Genomic DNA, 22,428 nt, shown 5'->3' with positions numbered 1-22,428 from the left:
GCGATCAGCTCAGGCGCTGAAAAAAGGCATGCTCGGCTCGCAGCGCCTCGGCCAGATTGGCGGCCTGGCGAAAACCGTGGCGTTCGTCGGCGAACAGGTGATATTCGACCGGCAAACCACCTTGGCGTAACGCCTCGACCATGCTTTCGGTCTGGCTGGGCACCACCACGGCATCCAGCCCACCCTGAAAGAAAATCACCGGCACCTTGATCCGTGCGGCCTGTAACACAGGGGTACGGCGTCGATAGCGCTCAGCATCCTGCTGCGGGTCGCCAATCAGCCAGTCCAGGTAATCGGCCTCGAACTTGTGCGTCAGCCGGCGTAGCGCCAGTGGGTCGCTGACGCCATAGAGGCTGGCTCCGCCGCGCAACTGCGGCAGCTCGACCAGTGCCCGCAAGGCGCTGAAGCCGCCAGCGCTGCCGCCGCGCACGAACACGCGCCGAGGATCGATACGGCCGTCGCGGGCCAGGGCGTCGATGGCGGCGCGTATGTCCTGCACCTCCAGTTCGCCCCACTGGGCAGCCAGACGCAGGCGATAGTCGCGACCATAACCGCTGCTGCCGCGATAGTTGAGATCGAGCACGGCGAAGCCGCGCAGCGTCCAGAAGGCGATGCGCGGATCGAATACCGGGTAGCAGGCCGAGGTCGGGCCACCGTGCAGGAAGATCACCAGCGGTGGACGCTCCACGTTTGCAACGCAGGAGTAGAAAAACCCATGGCTACGCTCGCCCTCCGCCACCGCACAGCTGAATGGCCGAGGGCGTGAGCGCTGCTCTTCAGGTAACGGCTGCTCGCCACCGGCCAGTATCCGCACGGTTCCATCGCTGCGGCGAATGGCAAGCACCGCCGGCAGGCGATCCGGGGCGCCGGCAATGCAGTAGAAATGCTCGTTGTCGGCAGCCAGGCTGCGGAAACGGGTAAACCCTTCGGCCAGCCGCCGCTCTACGTAAGGTGCGACGGGCGTACCGACTGCGTTGCCAGCAAGATCGTTGGTGCGCACAACCTGGGCGGCCCCGCGCGCGCCTACCAAGACGCCCGTGCCTTGCTCGAAACGCGTCAGCAGCAGCTCATCATGCGCAAGCGGCAAGTAGCTGCGACCGCCCAGCTGCCAGGGCGCCGGCGCGTGATCGCAGGGCGCGGCATCGCGCCTTGCATCGTCATCGACGCACTCGGGCTGCCACCATCCGCTGCGGTCGCTCAACACCCATAGCCGGCCCAATGCATCGAAACGTGGTTGCTGCAGGGATCGATCCCCCGCCTCACCTGACAACACCCGGGTGCGCTCGCCGGACTCGCGCCGACACAGGCGCGTGGCAACCCAGGGCTGATGCGGACGATCCCATTCGATCCAGGCCAGTCGCTGGCCAGTGGGGTCAGTCACCGGCGCAGCGTAGAAATCAGCGCCCTCGACCAATACCTCGCGCTTGCCGGTCAGGCCGATGCGCACCAGGCGATGCACCACCGCGTCCGCCTCGTGACTTTCCTCAACCGCCAGCAACGCCTGCCAGGCAGGCACGAAACACAGGTCGCCATAACGGCAGTTGACGCCAGCCGTCAGCGCCTGCGGCTCATTGTTCGCAGGAGCGGCTGTGCGGTATTGCGCTTGAGCCGCGAATCTTTGCGGATCAGGAGAAATCGCGGCTGAAGCCGCTCCTACCATCTCCGGCATCGGCAGGTGGTAGATCTGCTGATCACGCTCATTGACGAAGGCCACGCCGTGCTCGGTGGCGCAGCAGGCGCCGCCACCGTACTCGTAGACGCGACTGCGCACGGAAAATCCTGGCGGGGTCAGTTCACGCAGTTGCTCGTCACGCCAGAAGTACAAGCCGCAACGCGCCAGCTGCGGGTCGAACGCCACCCACAGCACACCGCCGTGAGCCGCATGCAGCTCGGCGAAGTCGGCGCTGGCTGCAGCGGCCTGCTCGGCGCTCCAGATCGAATCGGGGTCGGTCACACCTTGCATATGATCCGCGAGGCCTTGTCGTTGCGGTACTGCAACGCCTCCAGCCCCAGTGGCGCCTCGTCGGCTTGCTGGCGCGCGGCGAGGATCACGTCATGGTGCGCCGACTTGCTGCACACCGGGTCGGCGTTGCTGGCATCACCAGTGAGCATGAAGGCCTGGCAGCGACAGCCGCCGAAATCCTTGTGTTTCTCATCGCAGCTGCGGCATGGCTCGGGCATCCAGTCGTCACCGCGAAAGCGATTGAAACCGAAGGAATGCCGCCAGATATGCTCGATGCTGTGTTCGCGCACGTTGGGGAACTGCACCGGCAATTGCCGCGCACTGTGGCAAGGCAGCGCCGTACCGTCCGGGGTGATGTCGAGAAACAGGTTGCCCCAGCCGTTCATGCAGGCCTTGGGGCGCTCCTCGTAGTAATCCGGGGTAACGAAGATCAGCTTGCACGGGTGATTCTCGGCCGCCAGCTTGTCGCGCCACTGGTTGGTAATGCGCTCGGCGCGTTCGAGCTGTGCGCGGGTCGGCAGCAGGCCAGCGCGGTTGAGCTCGGCCCAGCCGTAGAACTGGCAGGTTGCGAGTTCGACGAAATCCGCCTCCAGCTCCAGGCATAGCTCGATGATGCGCTCGATATTGTCGATGTTGTGCCGATGGGTGACGAAGTTGAGCACCATCGGATAACCATGCGCCTTGACCGCACGGGCCATGGCCAGCTTCTGCGCGAAGGCCTTCTTCGAGCCGGCCAGCAGGTTGTTGACCTCCTCGTCGGCGGCCTGGAAGCTGATCTGGATATGATCCAAGCCAGCGTCGGCGAACTCGGCGATACGTGCTTCGGTCAGGCCGATACCGGAGGTGATCAGGTTGGTGTAGTAGCCCAGGCCACGCGCGGCTGCGATCAGCTCGGCCAGATCCTGGCGCACCAGCGGCTCGCCGCCGGAAAAGCCCAGCTGCGCCGCGCCCAGCTCACGGGCCTGGCGAAACACCTCGATCCATTCGGCAGTCGACAGCTCGGCGCCCTGCTTGGCGAAATCCAGCGGGTTGGAGCAGTACGGGCACTGCAGCGGGCAGCGATAGGTCAGCTCAGCCAGCAGCCACAGCGGCGGCCCTGGCTCATGACCTGCCTTAGCGAAGCTCGATCCAGAACTGAGCATGGGCCACCTCCATGAAGGCGAGGATGTCTTCGTCGATGCCCGGCACATCGGGGAAACGCTGGTGCAGGTTACCGATGATCTCGGCCACCGAGCGCTTGCCGTCGACCTGCTGGAGAATCTCGCTGGCACTGTCGTTGAGCTTGATCATGCCTTCCGGATAGAGCAGTACGTGGCAGCCCTGCGCCGGCTCGAATTGCAGGCGAAAGCCACGGCGGATGGCAGGCACGTTGGGCAGGATTGAGATGGTCATGCTTCTGACTCCTGGCTAGTACGCACGAAACTCATAGCGCGATCCCCCGATGCCAGGCGCGCGCTTCGGTCACCGTGTGATACGGCGGACGCTGCAGCTCGTAAGCCATGCTCATGGCGTCGAGCATGCTCCACAGCACATCCAGCTTGAACTGCAGGATATTCAGCATGCGCTCCTGTGATTCGCGGGTGCGGTAGTGTTCGAGGGTGATGCGCAGGCCATGCTCGACATCACGCCGCGCTTCGCTCAGTCGTTTGCGGAAGTAGTCGTAGCCGGTGGCGTCGATCCACGGGTAGTGCTGCGGCCAGGCATCCAGGCGCGACTGGTGGATCTGCGGGGCGAACAGTTCGGTGAGCGAGCTGCTGGCCGCTTCCTGCCAACTGGCACGACGCGCGAAGTTGACGTAGGCATCGACGGCGAAACGCACACCCGGCAGCACCAGCTCCTGCGACAGCACCTGCTCGCGGTCGAGGCCGACCGACTCGGCCAGACGCAGCCAGGCTTCGATACCGCCCTCCTCACCCGGCGCACCGTCGTGGTCGAGGATGCGCTGGATCCACTCGCGGCGCGTCTCGCGATCCGGGCAATTGGCGAGGATCGCCGCATCCTTCAGCGGGATATTGACCTGGTAGTAGAAGCGGTTGGCCACCCAGCCCTGAATCTGCTCGCGGGTGGCACGCCCTTCGTACATGGCGCGATGAAACGGGTGATGGATATGATACAGCGCGCCCTTGGCGCGCAGTGCCTGCTCGAATTCGGCAGGGCTCATGGCAGGTTGGCTCATCGGCTCTCCGGATTTTTCTTGTAGCCCGTTACAGGTGGATGCTCATGCCGTCGAATGCGACCTCGACACCCTGCGCGTCCAGCTCGGCGCGCTCGGGCGAGTCCAGGTCGAGAATCGGGTTGGTGTTGTTGATATGGATGAGGATCTTGCGCGCGGCCGGCAGGCCATCGAGCACCTCGATCATGCCGCCCGGGCCGCTCTGGCACAGGTGGCCCATTTCGCTGCCGAGCTTGTCGCCCACTTCGCACACGCGCATCTCGTCGTCGCGCCACAGCGTGCCATCGACCAACAGGCAATCGGCGCGGCGCATCCAGCTCAGCAGGTGTTCGTCCACCTGGCCCAGGCCTGGGGCGTAGAACAGGCTGCGACCGCTGCGGCTGTCCTCGATGAACAGGCCGATGTTATCGCCCGGATGCGGGTTGCCCCGGTGCGGCGAATACGGCGGCGCGCTGCTGCGCAGGGCGATGGCGGTGATGCTCAGCGCCGGGCAGGCGGGAATGCTGAAAGGCTCGGCATCCAGCTCGATCAACCGATGCAGCAGGCCACCGTTCCAGTGGCTGAGCATGTTGAACAGCGGAAAGCCCGTGGTCAGGTCCTGATGCACCATCTCGGTACACCAGACCTGATGCGGGCAGCCCTCGCGCAGGGTCAAGAGGCCCGTGCAGTGGTCGATCTGGCTGTCGAGCAAAACGATGCCGGCGATTGCCGTATCGCGCAGCTTGCGCGCCGGCTGCAGCGCCGGGAAGGCTTCGATCTGCGCGCGGATATCCGGCGAGGCATTGCACAGGATCCACTGCTCGCCATCATCGGAAATGGCGATGGACGATTGCGTGCGCGGCTGCGCCCGCAGGCTACCGCTCCGTACGCCACGGCAATTGCGGCAGTTGCAGTTCCATTGGGGGAAGCCGCCGCCAGCGGCGGAGCCGAGAATCTGGATATGCATGGAAGTCACCAGCAGGGATGCCCCGGACGAACCGGGGCCAGGAGCGATCAACGGTTGGCGAAGTACATCGTCACTTCGAAGCCAATGCGCAGATCGGTGTAGGCGGGTTTAGTCCACATGGTGCGGTCCTCTTGTTATGAAGCCGGGGCATTCCGGCAACCCCATTAAGCCCCCGCCAGGCAAGAGGCCAAATGGTACTTTGGGATGAGTCAGCACTGGCATTGGTAGGTGCGTCCATTTAGTAGGAATGGATCGCGCCATGAAGGTTCCAGCGATCGCCCGACCTGAAACATGTGCCAATACAAAGCGCTTGGCGGAGTATGGATGGCGCATTCGCGATCAGGGTGAGCGCGATGTCGGTCAATATCGCGGATAAATCCGCTCCTACCGGTCAGGCGCGCCGTTTCTGCAGGAGCGGATTTATCCGCGATCACGCTCAAGCAGAGGCAGAGCCAAACCTCATCGCCAATAAAAAACGCGGCCGAAGCCGCGTTGCGATAAGGGTCTGCTGCCGATCTGGAGCATCGCCAAGGTTACAGGCCACACGCTGGAGCGAACGTGTGGCCTCTTGGGTCTGCGACTTAGAAGAAGCCCAGCGGATTGATGTCATAGCTGACCAGCAGGTTCTTGGTCTGCTGGTAGTGATCGAGCATCATCTTGTGGGTTTCACGCCCGACCCCGGACTTCTTGTAGCCGCCAAAGGCAGCGTGCGCCGGGTACAGGTGGTAGCAGTTGGTCCATACGCGACCGGCCTTGATCGCGCGGCCCATGCGGTAGGCCACGTTCATGTCGCGGCTCCACACGCCAGCACCCAGGCCAAACTCGGTGTCGTTGGCAATCGCCAGGGCTTCGGCTTCGTCCTTGAAGGTGGTCACACCGATCACCGGGCCGAAGATCTCCTCCTGGAACACGCGCATCTTGTTGGTGCCCTTGAGCAGGGTCGGCTGGATGTAGTAACCGCTGGCCAGGTCGCCTTCGAGTTTTTCCGCCGCGCCGCCGGTCAGCACCTGGGCGCCTTCCTGCTGGGCGATCTCCAGGTAGCTGAGGATCTTGTCGAACTGCTGCTGCGAGGCCTGGGCGCCGACCATGGTCTCGGTGTCCAGTGGGTCGCCACGCTTGATCTGCTTGACCTTCTTCATCACCTCGACCATGAAGGCGTCGTAGATCGACTCCTGCACCAGCGCGCGCGACGGGCAGGTGCACACCTCGCCCTGGTTGAAGAAGCCCAGCACCAGGCCTTCGGCGGCTTTCTCGATGAAGGCCGGCTCGGCGTTCATGATGTCGGCGAAGAAGATGTTCGGCGATTTGCCGCCCAGCTCGACGGTGCTCGGGATGATGTTCTCGGCGGCGCACTTGAGGATGTGCGAGCCGACCGGGGTGGAGCCGGTGAAGGCGATCTTGGCGATGCGCTTGCTGGTGGCCAGCGCTTCGCCGGCTTCGCGGCCGAAGCCCTGGACGATGTTGAGCACGCCCGGCGGCAACAGGTCGCCGACGATTTCCGCCAGCAGGGTGATCGACAGCGGGGTCTGCTCGGCCGGTTTAAGTACGATGGCGTTGCCGGCAGCCAGGGCCGGGGCGAGTTTCCAGGCGGCCATCAGCAGCGGGAAGTTCCACGGGATGATCTGCCCGACCACGCCCAGCGGTTCGTGGAAGTGATAGGCCACGGTGCCGTCGTTGATTTCGGCGGTGCTGCCTTCCTGGGCGCGGATGCAGCCGGCGAAATAGCGGAAGTGGTCAGCGGCCAGCGGCACGTCGGCGTTGAGGGTTTCGCGCACAGCCTTGCCGTTGTCCCAGGTCTCAGCCACGGCCAGCAGCTCGAGGTTGGCTTCGATGCGGTCAGCGATCTTCAGCAGGATATGCGAGCGCTCCTGCACGCTGGTGCGGCCCCAGGCATCGGCGGCGGCATGCGCGGCGTCCAGCGCCTTGTCGATGTCGGCGGCGTTGGAGCGAGGGAATTCGGCGATCACCGAGCCATCGACCGGGCTGGTATTGCTGAAGTACTGGCCACTGAGCGGGGCGACGAACTCGCCGCCGATGTAGTTGCCGTAGCGCGGCTTGAGGGTGACGACGGCGCCTGCGGAACCCGGTTTCGCGTAAATCATGATGCTGACCTCTCTTGTTGTCGGAGCTCGCTACCAATCGGGAAGCGAGTCATGGTTCGATCTTAGGAAGCCCCCGAAAACCTCGGTATGCGCCCATGGCACAGATCGTCTCGTCATTTGGTAGTAGAGCAGCACGGACGGTCTGCCACGGGCCTTTGGCAGCGAGGCACAAGGCTATGGAAGCTAAAGGCTAGACCCGTTCGCCGCGTCTTGCGTTCCCAGCGGACAAATTCACCCGCGGCATTTCGCAGCAGCGGCAAGCCGCGCGGCAGACGCCAGAAACGACGATGGCCGGACAAAGTCCGGCCATCGTCTGACGCTTCAACCAATCAGTGCTTGGCCACCAGCTCCTTCGGCAGCTTGAAGGTCCACAGCATGCCACCCTGGTTCAGGTGCTTGATGCGCTTGGCCACCTCGCCCCCCCACAGCGGTACCGCGCCACCCCAGCCGGACAGCACCGAGACATATTGCTCGCCGTCCATCTCCCAGGTCACCGGCGAGCCGATCACGCCCGAGCCGGTCTGGAATTCCCAGACTTTCTCGCCGGTCTTGGCGTTGAACGCTTGCAGGTAACCTTCCGGATTACCGGTGAACACCAGGTTGCCCTTGGTGGTCAGCACACCGCCCCACAGCGGCGCGTAGTTGGTCTGGCGCCAGACTTCCTTGCCGGTTTTCGGGTCGATGGCGCGCAGCACGCCGATGTATTCCTCGTTGAGCGGCTTGATGGTGAAACCGGCACCCAGATAGGCCGCGCCCTTCTTGTAGGCGATGTCTTCGTTCCAGATGTCCATGCCCCACTCGTTGGACGGCACGTAGAACAGGCCGGTGTCCTGGCTGTAGGCCATGGGCATCCAGTTCTTCGCACCGAGGAAGGCCGGGGCGGAAAACACGCTCTTGCCCTTCTCCTTGGCGCTCGGCGAGCCAGGACGGTTGCTGTCGTCGTAGATCGGCCGACCATTCTTGTCCAGCCCCTTGGCCCAGGTGATCTTGTCGACGAAGGGGAAGCCACGGATGAACTTGCCGTTGGTACGGTCGAGCACGTAGAAGAAACCGTTACGGTCGGCGCTGGCCGCGGCCTTGATGGTCTTGCCGCCTTCCTGATAGTCGAAGGAGATCAGCTCGTTGACGCCGTCGAAGTCCCAGCCGTCGTGCGGCGTGGTCTGGAAGTGCCACTGGATGCTGCCGTCGTCCGGGTTGAGCGCCAGGCGCGAGGAGGAATAGAGGTTGTCGCCCGGGCGCAGGTGCGAGTTCCAGGGCGCCGGGTTGCCGGTGCCGAAGAACAGCAGGTTGGTGTCGGCATCGTAATAGCCGCCCAGCCATGGCGCAGCGCCGCCGGTCTTCCACAGGTCGCCCGGCCAGGTCTTGCCGGCCTCGCCACCACTGATGCCGTTCTCGATGGCCTTGCCATCCTTGTAGACGTAGCCCATGTGACCTTCGACGGTCGGGCGGCTCCACAGCAGATCGCCGTTCTTCGGGTCGTAGGCCTCGATCTTGCCGACCACGCCGAACTCGCCACCGGAGACGCCGGTGATCAGCTTGCCATTGACCACCAGCGGCGCTGCGGTGATCGAGTAGCCGGCCTTGTGATCAGCCACGTTCTTGCGCCAGACCACCTTGCCGGTGTCCTTGTTCAGCGCCACCAGCTTGGCGTCGAGGGTGCCGAAGATCACCAGATCGTCGTACAGGGCGACGCCCCGGTTGATCACGTCGCAGCACGGGCGGATATCGTCCGGCAGGCGTGCTTCGTACTGCCACAGCTCGCGCCCGGTGCGTGCATCGACGGCGAACACCCGCGAGTAGGAGGCGGTGACATACATCACGCCGTCCTTGATCATCGGCTGCGCCTGCTGGCCGCGCTGCTTCTCGCCGCCGAAGGACATGGTCCAGACCGGGCGCAGTTCCTTGACGTTCTGGTCGTTGAGGATGCTCAGCGGGCTATAGCGCTGGCCCTGCAGACCGAGACCGTTGGTGACGATCTGGTCGGTGGTGGTGGCGTCCTTGAGAATCTCGGCGTCGGTGACCGCCAGCGCGGCGGCGGACGGCAACAGCATGGCGGCACAGAGTGCGGTGAGGAGGAAGGGCTGGCGAAGACCGGCGTGTTTCATTGCGGCTACCTCTGCGGGTTCATTGTTATTGCCGGGAAATTTTCCCGGTCTGCCGCAAATTCTTGGCTCGCACAGGCCAGCCAACAATTGCACCCCCAGCCGATTTTCCTCGTTCCTTGGTAGCAATACCTGCATCGACGCGATTGCAGTGGTCACCGCTTTGCCCGACACTTGGCCGCCCCGCACCTATCGACCGGAGACGCCCGTGCCCCACCCACGCCAGGAAATTCTCGATCATCCCGATGCGCTGGACTGCACGGTCTATCGTCCCGACGAGCAGGACCCGGATGCCGAAGAGCAGGACCTGGGCGATGGCAAGGTCCTGATCACTGGCGCCTTCGAGCCACCGCAGGACTGGGATGCACACCAGCGCGAGGACTACTACGGCGAGGAAGACCCCACCCACTTCGTCACCGCCCATATCGAGTGCCTGGCCAAGCCGGCCACCAAGGCGTTCTTCATGCCCGAGAGCGGTGACTACGTAGCCGTGCAGTCCAGCCTGGATGAGGTGGTGATGTATTACGTCTACGACCACGAAGAGACCGAGCACGGCCGTCATTACGTAATGATTCGTGACGACGAAGAACTTTGATCGCTGACCGCGGGAAGCGCTTCAGCGTCGGCGCTCCTGTGCGCCGGTCGCGGCTAAAGACCCTCCCACAAAAGTGACCTGTGGCTCGGGTCAAATCAGCCTGTAGCCCGGATGAAATCCGGGAAAACACATCCAGCCCCCGGATGTCATGCGGGCGGCGACTGGCCGCGGGAGGCGCTTCAGCGGCGACGCTCCTGTGCGCCGGTCGCGGCTAAAGCCCCTCCCACAAAAGTGACCTGTGGCTCGGGTCAAATCAGTCTGTAGCCCGGATGAAATCCGGGAAAACACATCCAGCCCCCGGATGTCATGCGGGCTGCGACTGGCCGAGGGAGGCGCTTTAGCGGCGACGCTCTTGTGCGCGGCTTGCGGCTAAAGCCCCTCCCACAAGCGAGACCTGTGGCCTGAGTGACACCCCAGGTTGCTAATCCTGACGATCCACGCGCGCCATGGCATTGCGCTCGTAGCGCGGATAGAGGTGGCTGACGCTGCGGATCAGCTCATAGCGCGACAGCTTGACCTGGGCGAAACGCTCGGGGATCGGTGCACGGATCAGCTCGTTCATCTCCGCGCCCTGCTCCGCACCCTGGCGCAGCAGGCCATCGAGCCAGCCCAGATAATCACGCATCTGTACGAATGGCGCCGCATCGGTGGTCACTGGGCCATGGCCGGGTACGATCTGCTTCCAGGGCAGCGCTTCGAGCCGATCCAGATCGGCCAGCCAGACATCCAGCCCCGGGCTGTTCGGCGTGGTCAGCGCGCGCTGATAGAACAGGATATCGCCAGCGAACAACACGCCGGTACGCTCATCGAGAATTGCCAGATCGGCGCCGGTATGCCCGCGCAAGGCCAGCAGCTGCAGGCGTCGCCCGCCGATCTCCAGCTCGCCCTCCTGCACTTCTTCGTTGGGCAAGACCACCTCGGTGCCGCGCATCCAGTCGCCGACCAGGCGATACATGTTTTCCGCCATGGCATCGCCCTGCTCGGCCAGCAACCGGGTGGTCTCGGCCAACGCCGCGATGGGCACCCCGGTGAAGGCCTGGTTGCCCAGCACATGATCGGGGTGATGGTGGGTCAGCAACACGCGCACCACCGGTTTGCCGGTGGTTTTCTCGATGACCTGACGCAACGCCTCACCGTAGCGGCGCGACGGGCCGGTATCGATCACCACCACGCCGTCAGCGGTTTCGATGAAACCGATGTTGACGATATTGCCGCCGTTGTCCGCAGCGAAATTATCGGTACTGCCCTCCAGCAGCCAGACGCCATCGGCGATCTGCCGGGGTTGCAAGTGGTAGTCGAGCGCCTGGGCCAGGCTGGCGAGCAGGCACGTCATCAATAGCATCCAGCGCATGGAAGCCTCCTAGATGGGATTGGTGCGCACGGCGCACCCGACCGGTCGCGGCGTTCAGAACGCGGCCTGGAATTCGTTGCCGTTGTTGTCGCGTAGCCACAGTTCGGCGTGCTGGTCGCCGCGCAGGTCGAAGGTCAGCGTCGGATTCTCGCTGACGGCCGGGAACAGCTCGATGCGCCCCAGCACCTGGCCATCGGCATCGCGCAGCTCGGCTTCTTCGATGTAGAACTCGGGGATACCGTCGACCAGGCCGTTGTCCATCGGGTGCGAGACCTGCAGGCGCAAGCGGCTGTCCTCACCGCGCAAGAAGCGCTTGCCCAGCACCTGGCCCAGGCGCTCTTCCCAACCACCTTCGGCACGCACCACACTGGGTGCGGTGCAACCGCCGCCCGCGGCCTCGATGCGCGCCGAGCCGATATGCCAGACACCATCGTCGGTGAGCACCGCCGCGCGAATCGGCGTGGCCTGCTCGACGCGGATACGGATGGCCAGACTCGGCTCAAGCTCCGCGCCGGGGGTGAAATCGAGAATGCGCGGAATGGGGTTGAGTTCGGCCCAGGCCAGAATGCGTTTGACCTTGCCACGGTAGGCACTGGCGTCGATCTGGATCGGCACCTGGCGTGCATCCTCGGCGAAGGGCGGCACCTCGAGGTGAATCCTGTCATCGAAGACGAAGGCCTCACCGTTGAGCAGGCGCTGGTGGTAGTAATCCCACATCACCGAGGTGACCGGATCGGGCGCAGCGGCCCGCGCCTCCCAGGCCCAGGCAAACAGGGCCAGCAACATCAGGCTGCGCCAATCCATCGTTCACCTCCGCTGCGGCCCAAACCGCTATTGGTATTGTTCAGGCTTCTCGTAGCGCAGCCCGTAGCGCGCGTACAGGCGCTCGAGCGAGCCGTCGAGAATCATGTTTTCCAGCTGTTCTTCCAGGGCATAGGCCAGTTGCCGATTGCTCTCGTGCACCGCCATGCCGATCTCCCAGATCTGCCGGCCCATGTCCGGGTAGGCGTTCTCGGCCAGCGCCAGCTTCGGGTCGTGCGCCTCGTGCAACAGCCAGTCCACTTCGCCGCGCAGGGCCATCACCGCATCCACCTCACCGGCACGCATCGCGGCGAAAGCCAGGGTCGGTGACGGGTAGTGGCGAGCCTGCGAACGCAGCAAGCCCTCACGCGCGGAACTGAGGTAGAACGACGGCACGCTGTCCACCTCAACGCCAATCGGATGCGTCTGCAGTGCATTGATGCTTGGCACCTCGGCCAGGCGACGGCGGTCGAACGCCAGTTGCCAGCGCTCGCGCTGATAGGGACCGAACATCACCACGCGCTCGTTGACCAACTCGCCCAGTTCGTTGCGCATCTGCGCGTAGTCACGGTCATAGGGCACGCGCAGCATCAGGTCGGCCAGCTCGCCCTGCGCAGTCACCCGGCCACGCCAGATGTAGTCGCGCAGATCATCGTCGAGCTTCTCGCCGGGCGGCGCCCAGATCACCTGCAGCGTCAGGCCCAAGCCCTCGGCCAACGCCTTGGCCAGTTCGTAGTCGACGCCACGCGGCTGGCCATCCTGCTCGTAGCTGTACGGCGGGAAGTCCTGGTACAGCGCCACGCGCAATACGCCCTCTTCCATGATGCGGTCGTAGTCACGCACCTGTGCCTGAGCTGTACCCAGGCACAACAGCAGAGCGCTCAGCAGGATCAGCCGACGCATGACCACGAAGGTCGTGAAGCACGAGCGCAGCAGAGTGATCATCAAGCGCTTACTCCTCGACGTGCACGCTCTCCAGGTAGCTGCGCACCGCCCACAGGGCTTCCTGGCTCAGGTAGTCGGCCATCTTCGGCATGTACACGCGACCATCGCGCACCGCACCGTGAATAACCCGCTCCTTGAACCATTCATCACCGCTGGCACCCAGCTCCAGCAGGCGCAGGTCTGGCGCGATACCGCCGGACTTGGCTTCCAGGCCATGGCAGGCCGCGCAGTTCTGGTTGTACGCGGAGGAGCCGATCTCGATGGCGCGCGGGTTGTCGCGGTAGGGGTTCTCGTCCAGCCATTGCTCACCCAGCGGCTCCAGACCATCGGTGTTGACCGCCTGCGGCACCACGTCGCCGTGCGCCCAGAGGGTGGTCGACGCGGTGAGCAGCACCAGCGCCAGAGTGGATTGGATCTTCTTGTTCATGGCCAGGACCTCATCTAATGCACGCAAGACAGCCCATTCAGAGCTCGTGGCGACCATCTTAGAAAGGCCGCGCAGCGCACCGAATGCTGCTTTGGTGGTCGCGCTCTAGTCCCTTGGTAGTAGGGCTTGGGAGGGGGTATTGCCGATGCCTTGGCAGCAAGGCCAAGTCATGTGCCAACCGGGAAATCCTCCCGGTAAGGGCGGGAGTTTTTCCGTAGGCGCCAAGGAAGCACGGTTCCACCATCAGCTTGCCCCTGCAGACCCTCTCCAGAAGCGTCGGCGATGACCACGCGGATCGTTTTCTTGCGGTGAGCTGCGGCGACCTACCACCTCCAATGGGAAGCACAACGATGACAACAAGAAACCTACCCAGCACCCCACGCCCCCTGGCGCTTGCCCTGATGCTGGCCGGCGGCCTGGCGCTGAGCCAGGGCGCGATCGCCAAGCCGGTCACCTGGGACGACATTGCCAACGACCACACCACCACCAACAACGTGCTGCAGTACGGCATGGGCACCAACGCCCAGCGCTGGAGCCCACTGGCTCAGGTCAACGCCGACAACGTGTTCAAGCTGACCCCGGCCTGGAGCTACTCCTTCGGTGACGAGAAGCAGCGCGGTCAGGAATCGCAAGCCATCATCCATGACGGCGTGGTCTACGTGACCGGCTCCTACTCGCGCGTCTTCGCCCTCGACGCCAAGACCGGCAAACGCCTGTGGACCTACAGCCACCGCCTGCCCGACGACATCCGCCCGTGCTGCGACGTGGTCAACCGTGGCGCCGCCATCTACGGCGACAAGATCTACTTCGGCACCCTCGACGCCCGCGTCGTCGCGCTGAACAAGGACACCGGCAAGGTGGTGTGGAACAAGAAGTTCGGTGATCACTCTGGTGGCTACACCATGACCGGTGCGCCGACCATCGTGAAGGACGGCAAGAGCGGCAAGGTACTGCTGATTCACGGTAGCTCCGGCGACGAGTTCGGCGTGGTCGGCCGCCTGTTCGCCCGCGACCCGGACACCGGCGAAGAAGTGTGGATGCGCCCCTTCGTCGAAGGCCACATGGGGCGCCTCAACGGCAAAGACAGCACCCCGACCGGCGACATCAAGGCGCCGAGCTGGCCGGATGACCCCAACCACCCGACCGGCAAGAAGGAAGCCTGGAGCCAGGGTGGCGGCGCCCCGTGGCAGAGCGCCAGCTTCGATGCCGAGACCAACACCATCATCATCGGTGCCGGTAACCCGGCCCCGTGGAACGGCTGGGCACGCACCAGCGACGGCGGCAACCCGCACGACTACGACAGCCTGTACACCTCCGGCCAGGTCGGCGTCGACCCGACCACCGGCGAAGTGAAGTGGTTCTACCAGCACACCCCGAACGATGCCTGGGACTTCTCCGGCAACAACGAGCTAGTGCTGTTCGACTACAAGGACAAGGACGGCAAGGTCACCAAGGCCACCGCTCACGCCGACCGCAACGGTTTCTTCTACGTGGTCGACCGCGCCAACGGCAAGCTGAAGAATGCCTTCCCCTTCGTCGACAAGATCACCTGGGCCAGCCATATCGACCTGAAGACCGGTCGTCCGGTCGAGAACGAAGGCCAGCGCCCGCCGAAACCCAAGCCCGGCGAAAGCAAGGGTGAGGCGGTCGAGGTCTCCCCGCCCTTCCTCGGCGGCAAGAACTGGAACCCCATGGCCTACAGCCAGGACACCGGTCTGTTCTACGTGCCGGCCAACCACTGGAAGGAGGACTACTGGGCCGAGGAAGCGCATTACAAGAAGGGCTCCGCCTACCTGGGCATGGGCTTTCGTATCAAGCGCCTGTTCGATGACCACGTCGGCATCCTGCGCGCGATGAACCCGACCACCGGCAAGGTCGCCTGGGAACACAAGGAGCGCCTGCCGCTGTGGGCCGGCGTGCTCGCCACCAAGGGCAACCTGGTGTTCACCGGTACCGGCGACGGCTACTTCAAGGCCTTCGACGCCAAGAACGGCAAGGAGCTGTGGAAATTCCAGGTCGGCACCGGAATCATCTCCCCGCCCATCACCTGGGAACAGGACGGTGAGCAGTACATCGGCGTGACTGCCGGCTACGGCGGCGCCGTACCGCTGTGGGGTGGCGACATGGCCGAGCTGACCAAGCCGGTCGCCCAGGGCGGTTCCTTCTGGGTGTTCAAGCTGCCGAGCTGGGACAAGGCAACCGCCAAACGCTAGAGGCTGAACGCATGGCGCACCTGGGTGCGCCATGCGCCTTTGCCTGTAGGAGCGGCTGGGCGGCATTCCGTTTCAGCCGCGAAGCTAATCAGGCCATCACCCCGAGGACTCGCCATGAACTACCTGCCTCTACTCATTCCAGTCGTACTGCTGGTACTCGGCAGCCACGCCATCGGCGCCGAAACCGACAACGACGGCGTGCCGCAGATCAACGGCTGCCGCATCGAACCCGACAGCCAATGCCCCAACGCCAACCTGCGCGGCGCTGACCTGCGCAACCTCGACATGCGTCGCATGAACCTGTCCGGGGCCGATCTTTCCGGCGCCGACCTGCGCCATACCAACCTAGACCTGGCCAATCTGGAAAAGGCCAAGCTGCGTGGCGCCAATCTCAACCGCGCCAGCCTGCAGCAAAGCAACCTGCGCCTGGCCGACCTCTCCGGCGCCAGCCTGGTAGCCATCGGCGGCTGGGGCCTGTTTGCCCAGGCGGCGCAATTCGAAGGCGCCGACATGCGCGCCGCCAACCTGGAGTTCGCCCGTCTCTCCGGGGCCAAGCTGCACAACGTCCAACTGCAGGCGGCCAACCTGGAGATGACCTGGCTGAGCAAGGCCGATCTCAAGGGCGCGCACCTGGAGGACGCCAACCTGCAAGAAGTGAAGCTCGGCGGCTCCAACCTGGAGAACGCCAACCTCACTGGCGCGCGCACCCGCTTCGGCAACTTTCAGGACGCCAACATGCCCGGCTGCGTGCAATGCCCCAAGGGCTGGGACTGAGCCCGATCCCGGTAGGAGCGGCTTCAGCCGCGATGCGCTCGTGAATATCGCGGCTAAAGCCGCTCCTACACCCCATGCGAGCACCAGGCCGAACGCCTCGTCCTTTCGCCCTGAAGTAAAACAACCTGAACCATGCCCACACAGGGCAATCCCTTCTTAGGAACAGCCTGATCGAGGCGGCAACATCCAGGCCGCCATCAGTCATTGTCCAAGAGGGATCTGCCGTGACCACCACCGCAACGCCACACGCCTACCCCACCATGCTCAGCCCCCTGCACGCCACCCTGCTGTGCGGCCAGGTGCCGCTGTTTCTCGGCGCGCTGCTGGCCGACATCGCCTACTACCGCAGCTACCAGATCCAGTGGAGCAACTTCGCTTCCTGGCTGATCGCCGGTGCGCTGGTGTTCACCGGTCTGGCCTTGCTGTTCGCCCTGGTCGGTCTGCTGCGTGAACGCTCCAGCTCACGCCCACTCACCTATTTCCTCCTGCTTCTGGTCACCTGGGTACTGGGCTTCATCAATGCGCTGGAACACGCCAAGGACGCCTGGGCCGCCATGCCCATGGGCCTGGCCCTGTCGGTAATCGTCACCCTGCTGGCCGTCGCCGCCACCTGGGTCGGAATGGCCCAGCCACGCACAGGAGGTGCCCGATGAAAACGCCCCTAGCACTAACCGCACTGCCCCTGGCCCTGCTGCTGAGCGCCTGCGGCGAAGAGCCCGGCAACGACCAGCAGTTCTACGGCGCCCAGCCGGATCTGCCCAAACCCGAACGCGGCATCCTGCCAAGCATGACCATCGCCGAGCCAACGCCCTGGGGCGACCAGCAACCCAGCGTGCCCGAAGGCTTCAGCATCAGCGCCATCGCCACCGACCTGAAGATTCCCCGGCAAACCCTGGTGCTGCCCAATGGCGACATCCTCGTCGCCGAAGGCCGTGGCGGTAACGCGGCCAAGCTCAAACCCAAGGACGTGATCGCCGGTGTGATCAAGGCACGCGGCAACACCAGGGTGGAAAGCGGCAACCGCCTGACCTTGCTGCGCGACGCCGATGGCGACGGCACCTACGAACTGCAGACAGTGTTCGCCGAAGACCTCAACGCGCCCTACGGCCTGGCCCTGCACGAAGGCAACCTGTACGTGGCTAACCAGGACGAGCTGGTGCGCTTCGACTACCAAGAGGGCCAGACCAAGGCCAGCGGCCCGCCGAGCAAAGTCACCGACCTGCCCTCCGCGATCAACCACCACTGGACCAAGGCGCTGACCGTCAGTGACGACGGCCGCTACCTGTACGTCGGCATCGGCTCCAACAGCAACATCACCGAGCGCGGCATGGACGCCGAAGTCGACCGCGCGATGGTCTGGCAGATCGACGCCGCAACCGGTGCCCATAAGCCCTACGCCACCGGCCTGCGCAACCCCACAGCGCTGGCCATCCAGCCAGGCACCGGCACCTTGTGGACGGTGGTCAACGAGCGTGACGAGCTGGGCGAGAACCTGGTGCCCGACTACCTCACCTCGGTCAAGGAAGGCGGCTTCTACGGCTGGCCCTACAGCTACTTCGGCCAGCACGTCGACAGCCGAGTCAAACCGCAGGATCCGGACAAGGTCGCCAGCGCCATCGCCCCGGACTACGCCCTCGGCGCCCACGTCGCCGCGTTGGGCCTGGACTTCTCCAGCGAAGTGTTGGGTGAGCGCTATGCCGACGGCGTATTCGTCGGCGAGCACGGCAGCTGGAACCGCAAGAACCCGGTGGGCTACAAGGTGATCTTCGTGCCCTTCGAAAACGGCCGCCCTTCAGGCGACCCCATCGACTTCGTCACCGGCTTTCGCGACGAAGACGGCAAGACCCGCGGCCGCCCGGTGGGCGTAACGGTCGATCCACGCGGCGCGCTGATCGTGGCGGATGATCTGGCCAATACGGTTTGGCGGGTGGTGCGCGAAGGCGGCGAGTAAGGTGTTGAGGGTGGAAACCGCGAAGTGTTGCCACCCTCGACGGCTGAGTTGTGGAAACGGTGGACAAGCTTCGCGTTGTCCACCCTACTAATCCCTTGCGTAGGGTGGATGACGCTTTTTTCATCCACCATTGGCGAAAGAGATGTCCGGGCTACTTACTGCTCGCACCGCAAGCATGAAGGCTAGTTTGAGCGCTGCACACTGAAATATTGGAAATATAGTCTAACCATGCAGAGTAATTCATTACCAAAGATGAATCGCTCCAGTACTTCGCGAAAGCATAACTTGCCCCACTAGCAACAATTAAATTATGAATTGCCAATGATTTTTTATCACCCTTGACACAAGTAGAATAATAAAGAACCGCAGGATAATTATTTACAGGCTTAGCCGAAACAATCTCCGCCTCATACTCATCACAACTTGATCTTCCCACTTGCTCCGCTATCAACAAGGTCTTTCTAAGATCATATTGAAGGTCTTTTGCTATCAGCACCTGAAATGCTTCATGATCGCCATCACCATACCAAGTTCGACTTAAGCCATCTTCTGCCCCAAAGCTTTTCCATGACCCATAAGGCAAAGAAATTTCACTCGAAATCTTTTCACCCTCAACAAACTCTAGAGCATTACACGATCCAAATATAAAAACCAAAACAGCAAGCACTACTACGCGCACAATAACAACCCATACAAGATAAGAAAAACAAGACCGCAATTGGACGCAGGACGTCTGGGCTACATTCCCACGCAGAGCGCAGGAGCAATCAATACGCCGCGCAATGCAGATAGCAACGTAGGATGGATGACGCTTTTTCATCCACCACGGGCGAGGGATATCTCTAAGCTAAATACTAAGCTGGAATGCGAACCATAAAGTTAGTGACACCCGCTAGAAGCTGCGCTACTTGCTCCGCGGTATAAGCGCTGTAGTTTCCATGTGCGGCGTTATTTCGCAAATCTAACCAAGCCGTAATTTGCTTATGATCAAGCTTTGAGTATGCAGTCCAAGCGGCCAGTTCAGCATTGAGACGATCAGCCTTTTTAGGCACTTTCCTGTCATTTTTCTGTTCATCGATCGGGATTGCATGCTTGTTGCATAGTTGCCGCAAGTGCTCTTCGAGAACACTGCCAGCCATGACCGCAGCAGGATCCTTGTAGCCGGACTCGAGTAGATGCCCTGCCATTTCTAGGAAATTGGCGAAAACCTCGGCGGCAACCAAACCCCGAATAGTCAATAACCAGCCTCCAGCGATCTCATCGCGAATACTTTTCACTATGGCTAGTCCATGCTCCGCATTGTAAAACCAGCTGTCATTAGTGCTGACTTCAAATTCAGAGAAATGCGGATGGTCACGTCCGTAGACGCGGTCAATAAAAGAGAGTACCGCTGCGCGGAAACCTTTCATCGGGGCGCTTTCAACCACGTCTGATCCGTACCCCGAAGAACGTCGCGTGGCAACTACCTGTTGCCCCATGACTATTAGCTCGTCAGCTCGCGCAACGATTACGTCAAGTTTCATTGAATCTCCCATTGGGTCTAACACCGCACGCCCACCACGACTTAGTGCCAGCAATCTACACCTAATCAGTGGCCTGCGGCGAGTCTGAGCGGTACCTAACCTTAGGCCAAACTTCGCTTTTTGCCGCAGGGATTAAGCCTGGACAGGAAGTCGCCCAGCAACGAACCATTGCAGCCCACCATTACCCCTCAGGCACTCTCCAACCCCACCCTGACCACCCCACTATCAATCGCCAGATGCACCAGCTCCGCCTGCGAGGCGATCTGCAATTTGTTCTTTACCAGGGTCTGGTAGTTGGACAGGGTCTTGGCGCTGATGCACAGCTTCTCGGCGATCTGCCGGGGCGGCAGGCCGCGGGCGAGCATGACGAAGATTTCGAACTCGCGCTGGGTCAGTTCGCGCAGGCGTGGGTCGAGGCCGTCGCTGCTTGCGGGGTTGCAAGCAAGCTGGGTGGCCAGTTGCTGTTCGATATAGGCGTGGCCAGCGGCGGTACGTTTGACCGCTTCCACCAGCACTTCTGGTGAGGAGTTCTTGGTCAGGTAGCCGATGGCGCCAGCATCCAGTGCCTGGCGCACCAGGGGCAGTTCGTCGTGCATGCTGAAGAACAGCACGCGCAGTTGCGGCAGGCGCTGGCGCAGGCGGCGAGTGGTTTCCAGGCCACTGATACCGGGCAGCCCGATGTCCATGATCACCAGGTTGGGGATCTCTTCCTGCACCCGCTGCAGGGCCTGTTCGCCGTCGCAGGCTTCGCGCAGTTGCACGTCCGGCAACAGGGCGCGCAACAGGCTGGCGTAACCCTGGCGCACCACGGCGTGGTCGTCTACCAGTAGAACCTTCATCGCATTGCCTCCAAAGGTATGTTCAGGCACAACGCCCAACCGGCTTGCGGTCGACTGTGCAGGCGCAGTTCGCCGCCCAGGCTGCGGCTGCGTTCGCGCATCGAGCGCAGGCCGATGCCGGGGCGCAGCGGCAGTGCTGTGCCCTGGCCGTTGTCGCGCACCAGCAGGCGCAGGCCCTGGCCACGGCGTTGCAGGCGAATGCGCACTTCACTGGCATCGGCATGGCGGGCGACGTTGGTCAATGCCTCCTGCACCAGGCGATAGAGATGGGCCTTGCTCGCCAACGGCAGGCTCGGCAGTTGTTCGCCCAGTTGCAGGTGGCAGCGAATACCTTGTGCCTGCTGCCAGTCGGCGGCCAGTTGCTGCAGCGCCGGGCCGAGTTCCAGACGCTCCAGCACCACCGGGTAGAGATCACGGATCAGGCTGCGAAAGCCCTGCTGCAGGCGCTCGCAGTTGTCGTCGAGCAGGCGCGCGGTGTCTTGCACCTGTTGCGGCCTATCAGCGATCACCTTGAGCAGGCAGGCCTGGGCGCGAATGCCGCTGAGGTACTGGCCGAGGTCGTCATGCAGGGTCTGGCCAAGGCGCGTGCGCTCACGCTCCTGCAGCTCCAGCAGGGATTGGGTCAGTTCGGCGTTGTCCGCCTGCACCTGCTGCAAGGTGGTGGCCATGGCGTTGAAATGCGCCGCCAGGTGTCTGGCCTCGCTCAGGCCGTGGTCACGCAGACGAGTATCGAAATGGCCGGCACCGACCTTGCGCAGGCCGGCGAGCAATTCGTCCAGCACACGGCGCGCACGGTGCACGGCGAAGCGGATGGTCAGCAGGCTGAGGATTAGGGCGAAGGCGCTGAGCAGCAACAGTTGCAGCAGCGAGTCCTGGATTTCCTCGATCTCGTCATAGGGATCGAGGGCGATGCGCAGCACGCGGCCGTCGTCGAGCGGCCAGGCATCACTCACCAGCGACGAAGAGCCCAGCAGGCGCTCGGCGATCCAATGCTCAATAGCGCTCGCGCTCTGCGCTTTGGGCTGCTCGCCGGGGCGCAGCCAGCTCACACGGATATGTCGCAGGTTCTCGGTCAGCTCCGGGCGCAGGCTGCCAGGATTGCTGCGCGCCACCTCGCCAAGGTACTCGACCACCGCCTCGGCGGCCTGCAGCTCGCGCTGCACATCGTGGCTGGCCTGACGCAACAGCAGCGCCAACCCGGCCAGGGTCACCAGCACGAACAGCAGACTGACCACCAGGTTGATGCGACCCAGAGCAGTCATCTACTTGACCACGAAATGACCGAGCATGCCCTTGCCTTCCAGGCCCTTGGCGTAGAAGCGGAACTTGCCCGGTTTGACCGGCAGGAAAAAGATTTCCGCCTCGCCGGCGTCCTCGAACTCCAGTTCGGTGAGGGTGACGGCCTTGACCTCCACGCCACCGGCCTCGACCTTGCGCAAGTAGATGGAAGTGGCGAACTCCGGCGCCTGGAAGGCGTATTCCTTCTGGCCGTTGGAAATGATCTTGAGCTGGTAGGCCTGGCCGGTTTCCAGCTGGTATTCGTTGTGCGACATGAAGTAGTCACTGTCGTCGCTGCCCAGCACCAGATCAGGCAGTGCCACCGGGCGGCGGGTCATGTCGCCGGCGGCGTGCAACTGATCGACGCCGAGCAGGCTGATGATCAGCAATAGCGGCAACAGCAGGGCTTTGAAAATACGCATGGCGTTCACCGGTTCTTGTTATT

General features: G+C 63.1%; 22 protein-coding genes. 5 read left to right on the top strand and 17 right to left on the bottom strand.

Annotated elements, in window-relative coordinates; all coding sequences use genetic code 11:
* Positions 1 to 4: 4 nt before the first annotated feature.
* The 8 genes from PCLY_RS22145 to PCLY_RS22115 all read right to left on the bottom strand — a co-directional run bounded on the left by PCLY_RS22145 (position 5) and on the right by PCLY_RS22115 (position 9,289).
* A complete protein-coding gene (locus tag PCLY_RS22145) occupies positions 5 to 1,963 on the bottom strand; it encodes an alpha/beta hydrolase family protein (protein WP_061242361.1) in 1,959 nt (652 codons plus the stop codon).
* On the bottom strand, positions 1,951 to 3,105 hold the full coding sequence (gene pqqE / locus PCLY_RS22140) for a pyrroloquinoline quinone biosynthesis protein PqqE (RefSeq protein WP_061242360.1): 1,155 nt from the start codon (positions 3,103 to 3,105) through the stop codon (positions 1,951 to 1,953). Before pqqE ends, PCLY_RS22145 begins: the two co-directional genes overlap by 13 nt.
* The gene (gene pqqD, locus PCLY_RS22135) at positions 3,077 to 3,355 is read right to left on the bottom strand and encodes a pyrroloquinoline quinone biosynthesis peptide chaperone PqqD (RefSeq protein WP_061242357.1); all 279 of its coding nucleotides are present in this window, start codon (positions 3,353 to 3,355) and stop codon (positions 3,077 to 3,079) included. Before pqqD ends, pqqE begins: the two co-directional genes overlap by 29 nt.
* Positions 3,356 to 3,386: 31 nt before the next feature.
* The gene (pqqC, locus tag PCLY_RS22130) at positions 3,387 to 4,139 is read right to left on the bottom strand and encodes a pyrroloquinoline-quinone synthase PqqC (protein ID WP_061242355.1); all 753 of its coding nucleotides are present in this window, start codon (positions 4,137 to 4,139) and stop codon (positions 3,387 to 3,389) included.
* A gap of 28 nt (positions 4,140 to 4,167) precedes the next feature.
* Positions 4,168 to 5,082, bottom strand: coding sequence for a pyrroloquinoline quinone biosynthesis protein PqqB (gene pqqB, locus PCLY_RS22125; RefSeq protein ID WP_061242353.1), 915 nt, complete (start codon positions 5,080 to 5,082; stop codon positions 4,168 to 4,170).
* Between the two features lie 47 nt (positions 5,083 to 5,129).
* Entirely contained in the window at positions 5,130 to 5,201 is a 72-nt protein-coding gene (gene pqqA, locus PCLY_RS24645) for a pyrroloquinoline quinone precursor peptide PqqA (protein WP_003243383.1), read from the bottom strand.
* A gap of 462 nt (positions 5,202 to 5,663) precedes the next feature.
* Positions 5,664 to 7,184, bottom strand: coding sequence for an acetaldehyde dehydrogenase ExaC (exaC, locus tag PCLY_RS22120; RefSeq protein ID WP_061242351.1), 1,521 nt, complete (start codon positions 7,182 to 7,184; stop codon positions 5,664 to 5,666).
* Positions 7,185 to 7,513: 329 nt separating this feature from the next.
* A complete protein-coding gene (locus tag PCLY_RS22115) occupies positions 7,514 to 9,289 on the bottom strand; it encodes a methanol/ethanol family PQQ-dependent dehydrogenase (RefSeq protein WP_061242349.1) in 1,776 nt (591 codons plus the stop codon).
* Between the two features lie 205 nt (positions 9,290 to 9,494).
* Between PCLY_RS22115 and PCLY_RS22110 the strand changes: the two genes are divergently transcribed.
* Positions 9,495 to 9,881 carry a hypothetical protein gene (locus PCLY_RS22110; RefSeq protein ID WP_061242347.1) on the top strand — a complete coding sequence of 129 codons (387 nt, stop codon included), beginning with the start codon at positions 9,495 to 9,497 and terminating at the stop codon, positions 9,879 to 9,881.
* Positions 9,882 to 10,302: 421 nt separating this feature from the next.
* On the opposite strand, the gene PCLY_RS22105 is transcribed toward PCLY_RS22110, so the two are convergent.
* From PCLY_RS22105 to pedF, 4 genes are read right to left on the bottom strand one after another with little or no spacing between them, the layout of a single operon-like run.
* The gene (locus PCLY_RS22105; protein WP_061242345.1) at positions 10,303 to 11,232 is read right to left on the bottom strand and encodes a quinoprotein relay system zinc metallohydrolase 1; all 930 of its coding nucleotides are present in this window, start codon (positions 11,230 to 11,232) and stop codon (positions 10,303 to 10,305) included.
* Between the two features lie 54 nt (positions 11,233 to 11,286).
* Entirely contained in the window at positions 11,287 to 12,036 is a 750-nt protein-coding gene (locus PCLY_RS22100) for a quinoprotein dehydrogenase-associated SoxYZ-like carrier (protein ID WP_061242343.1), read from the bottom strand.
* Positions 12,037 to 12,063: 27 nt separating this feature from the next.
* Complete coding sequence (locus tag PCLY_RS22095; protein WP_061242553.1) at positions 12,064 to 12,936, bottom strand: substrate-binding periplasmic protein; 873 nt, start codon at positions 12,934 to 12,936, stop codon at positions 12,064 to 12,066.
* A gap of 49 nt (positions 12,937 to 12,985) precedes the next feature.
* A complete protein-coding gene (pedF, locus tag PCLY_RS22090) occupies positions 12,986 to 13,405 on the bottom strand; it encodes a cytochrome c-550 PedF (RefSeq protein WP_061242341.1) in 420 nt (139 codons plus the stop codon).
* Positions 13,406 to 13,755: 350 nt separating this feature from the next.
* Here pedF and exaA point away from each other — a divergent pair, with 350 nt between their 5' ends.
* From exaA to PCLY_RS22070, 4 genes are all read left to right on the top strand, one after another.
* A complete protein-coding gene (gene exaA, locus PCLY_RS22085; RefSeq protein ID WP_061242339.1) occupies positions 13,756 to 15,618 on the top strand; it encodes a quinoprotein ethanol dehydrogenase in 1,863 nt (620 codons plus the stop codon).
* 114 nt (positions 15,619 to 15,732) lie between these two features.
* Positions 15,733 to 16,392, top strand: a complete 660-nt coding sequence (locus tag PCLY_RS22080) for a pentapeptide repeat-containing protein (RefSeq protein ID WP_061242337.1) — start codon at positions 15,733 to 15,735, stop codon at positions 16,390 to 16,392.
* A 260-nt stretch (positions 16,393 to 16,652) separates the two neighbouring features.
* A complete protein-coding gene (locus PCLY_RS22075; RefSeq protein WP_061242552.1) occupies positions 16,653 to 17,045 on the top strand; it encodes a DUF2231 domain-containing protein in 393 nt (130 codons plus the stop codon).
* Positions 17,042 to 18,343 carry a PQQ-dependent sugar dehydrogenase gene (locus tag PCLY_RS22070; protein ID WP_061242335.1) on the top strand — a complete coding sequence of 434 codons (1,302 nt, stop codon included), beginning with the start codon at positions 17,042 to 17,044 and terminating at the stop codon, positions 18,341 to 18,343. The genes PCLY_RS22075 and PCLY_RS22070 overlap by 4 nt, the downstream gene beginning before the upstream one ends.
* 151 nt (positions 18,344 to 18,494) lie before the next feature.
* Here the strand turns inward: PCLY_RS22070 and PCLY_RS24915 are convergent, their stop codons facing one another.
* The 5 genes from PCLY_RS24915 to PCLY_RS22050 all read right to left on the bottom strand — a co-directional run bounded on the left by PCLY_RS24915 (position 18,495) and on the right by PCLY_RS22050 (position 22,405).
* Positions 18,495 to 19,022 (bottom strand): hypothetical protein, encoded by a 528-nt coding sequence (locus tag PCLY_RS24915; protein ID WP_156458642.1) that lies wholly within the window; start codon positions 19,020 to 19,022, stop codon positions 18,495 to 18,497.
* A gap of 175 nt (positions 19,023 to 19,197) precedes the next feature.
* The gene (locus tag PCLY_RS22065) at positions 19,198 to 19,866 is read right to left on the bottom strand and encodes a HEPN domain-containing protein (RefSeq protein WP_061242333.1); all 669 of its coding nucleotides are present in this window, start codon (positions 19,864 to 19,866) and stop codon (positions 19,198 to 19,200) included.
* Positions 19,867 to 20,054: 188 nt separating this feature from the next.
* Positions 20,055 to 20,705, bottom strand: a complete 651-nt coding sequence (locus PCLY_RS22060; protein WP_017363262.1) for a response regulator — start codon at positions 20,703 to 20,705, stop codon at positions 20,055 to 20,057.
* The gene (locus PCLY_RS22055) at positions 20,702 to 21,967 is read right to left on the bottom strand and encodes a HAMP domain-containing sensor histidine kinase (RefSeq protein WP_061242331.1); all 1,266 of its coding nucleotides are present in this window, start codon (positions 21,965 to 21,967) and stop codon (positions 20,702 to 20,704) included. Before PCLY_RS22055 ends, PCLY_RS22060 begins: the two co-directional genes overlap by 4 nt.
* Positions 21,968 to 22,405, bottom strand: a complete 438-nt coding sequence (locus PCLY_RS22050; protein WP_061242330.1) for a cupredoxin domain-containing protein — start codon at positions 22,403 to 22,405, stop codon at positions 21,968 to 21,970.
* Between the last annotated feature and the right edge of the window lie 23 nt (positions 22,406 to 22,428).

Source organism: Ectopseudomonas composti (assembly GCF_001567565.1).
Lineage (GTDB): Bacteria > Pseudomonadota > Gammaproteobacteria > Pseudomonadales > Pseudomonadaceae > Aquipseudomonas > Aquipseudomonas composti_A.
This window is presented reverse-complemented; position numbering and strand designations above follow the sequence as displayed.

Coding starts and splice junctions, on each gene's coding strand:
- PCLY_RS22055 (WP_061242331.1), bottom strand. CDS start 21,967: ATGACTGCTCTGGGTCGCATCAACCTGGTGGTCAGTCTGCTGTTCGTG.
- pqqC (WP_061242355.1), bottom strand. CDS start 4,139: ATGAGCCAACCTGCCATGAGCCCTGCCGAATTCGAGCAGGCACTGCGC.
- exaC (WP_061242351.1), bottom strand. CDS start 7,184: ATGATTTACGCGAAACCGGGTTCCGCAGGCGCCGTCGTCACCCTCAAG.
- pqqE (WP_061242360.1), bottom strand. CDS start 3,105: ATGCTCAGTTCTGGATCGAGCTTCGCTAAGGCAGGTCATGAGCCAGGG.
- PCLY_RS22065 (WP_061242333.1), bottom strand. CDS start 19,866: ATGAAACTTGACGTAATCGTTGCGCGAGCTGACGAGCTAATAGTCATG.
- PCLY_RS22145 (WP_061242361.1), bottom strand. CDS start 1,963: ATGCAAGGTGTGACCGACCCCGATTCGATCTGGAGCGCCGAGCAGGCC.
- PCLY_RS22080 (WP_061242337.1), top strand. CDS start 15,733: ATGAACTACCTGCCTCTACTCATTCCAGTCGTACTGCTGGTACTCGGC.
- pqqB (WP_061242353.1), bottom strand. CDS start 5,082: ATGCATATCCAGATTCTCGGCTCCGCCGCTGGCGGCGGCTTCCCCCAA.
- PCLY_RS22100 (WP_061242343.1), bottom strand. CDS start 12,036: ATGGATTGGCGCAGCCTGATGTTGCTGGCCCTGTTTGCCTGGGCCTGG.
- PCLY_RS22115 (WP_061242349.1), bottom strand. CDS start 9,289: ATGAAACACGCCGGTCTTCGCCAGCCCTTCCTCCTCACCGCACTCTGT.
- exaA (WP_061242339.1), top strand. CDS start 13,756: ATGACAACAAGAAACCTACCCAGCACCCCACGCCCCCTGGCGCTTGCC.
- PCLY_RS22060 (WP_017363262.1), bottom strand. CDS start 20,705: ATGAAGGTTCTACTGGTAGACGACCACGCCGTGGTGCGCCAGGGTTAC.
- PCLY_RS22095 (WP_061242553.1), bottom strand. CDS start 12,936: ATGCGTCGGCTGATCCTGCTGAGCGCTCTGCTGTTGTGCCTGGGTACA.
- PCLY_RS22075 (WP_061242552.1), top strand. CDS start 16,653: ATGCTCAGCCCCCTGCACGCCACCCTGCTGTGCGGCCAGGTGCCGCTG.
- PCLY_RS22105 (WP_061242345.1), bottom strand. CDS start 11,232: ATGCGCTGGATGCTATTGATGACGTGCCTGCTCGCCAGCCTGGCCCAG.
- PCLY_RS22070 (WP_061242335.1), top strand. CDS start 17,042: ATGAAAACGCCCCTAGCACTAACCGCACTGCCCCTGGCCCTGCTGCTG.
- pedF (WP_061242341.1), bottom strand. CDS start 13,405: ATGAACAAGAAGATCCAATCCACTCTGGCGCTGGTGCTGCTCACCGCG.
- PCLY_RS22050 (WP_061242330.1), bottom strand. CDS start 22,405: ATGCGTATTTTCAAAGCCCTGCTGTTGCCGCTATTGCTGATCATCAGC.
- pqqD (WP_061242357.1), bottom strand. CDS start 3,355: ATGACCATCTCAATCCTGCCCAACGTGCCTGCCATCCGCCGTGGCTTT.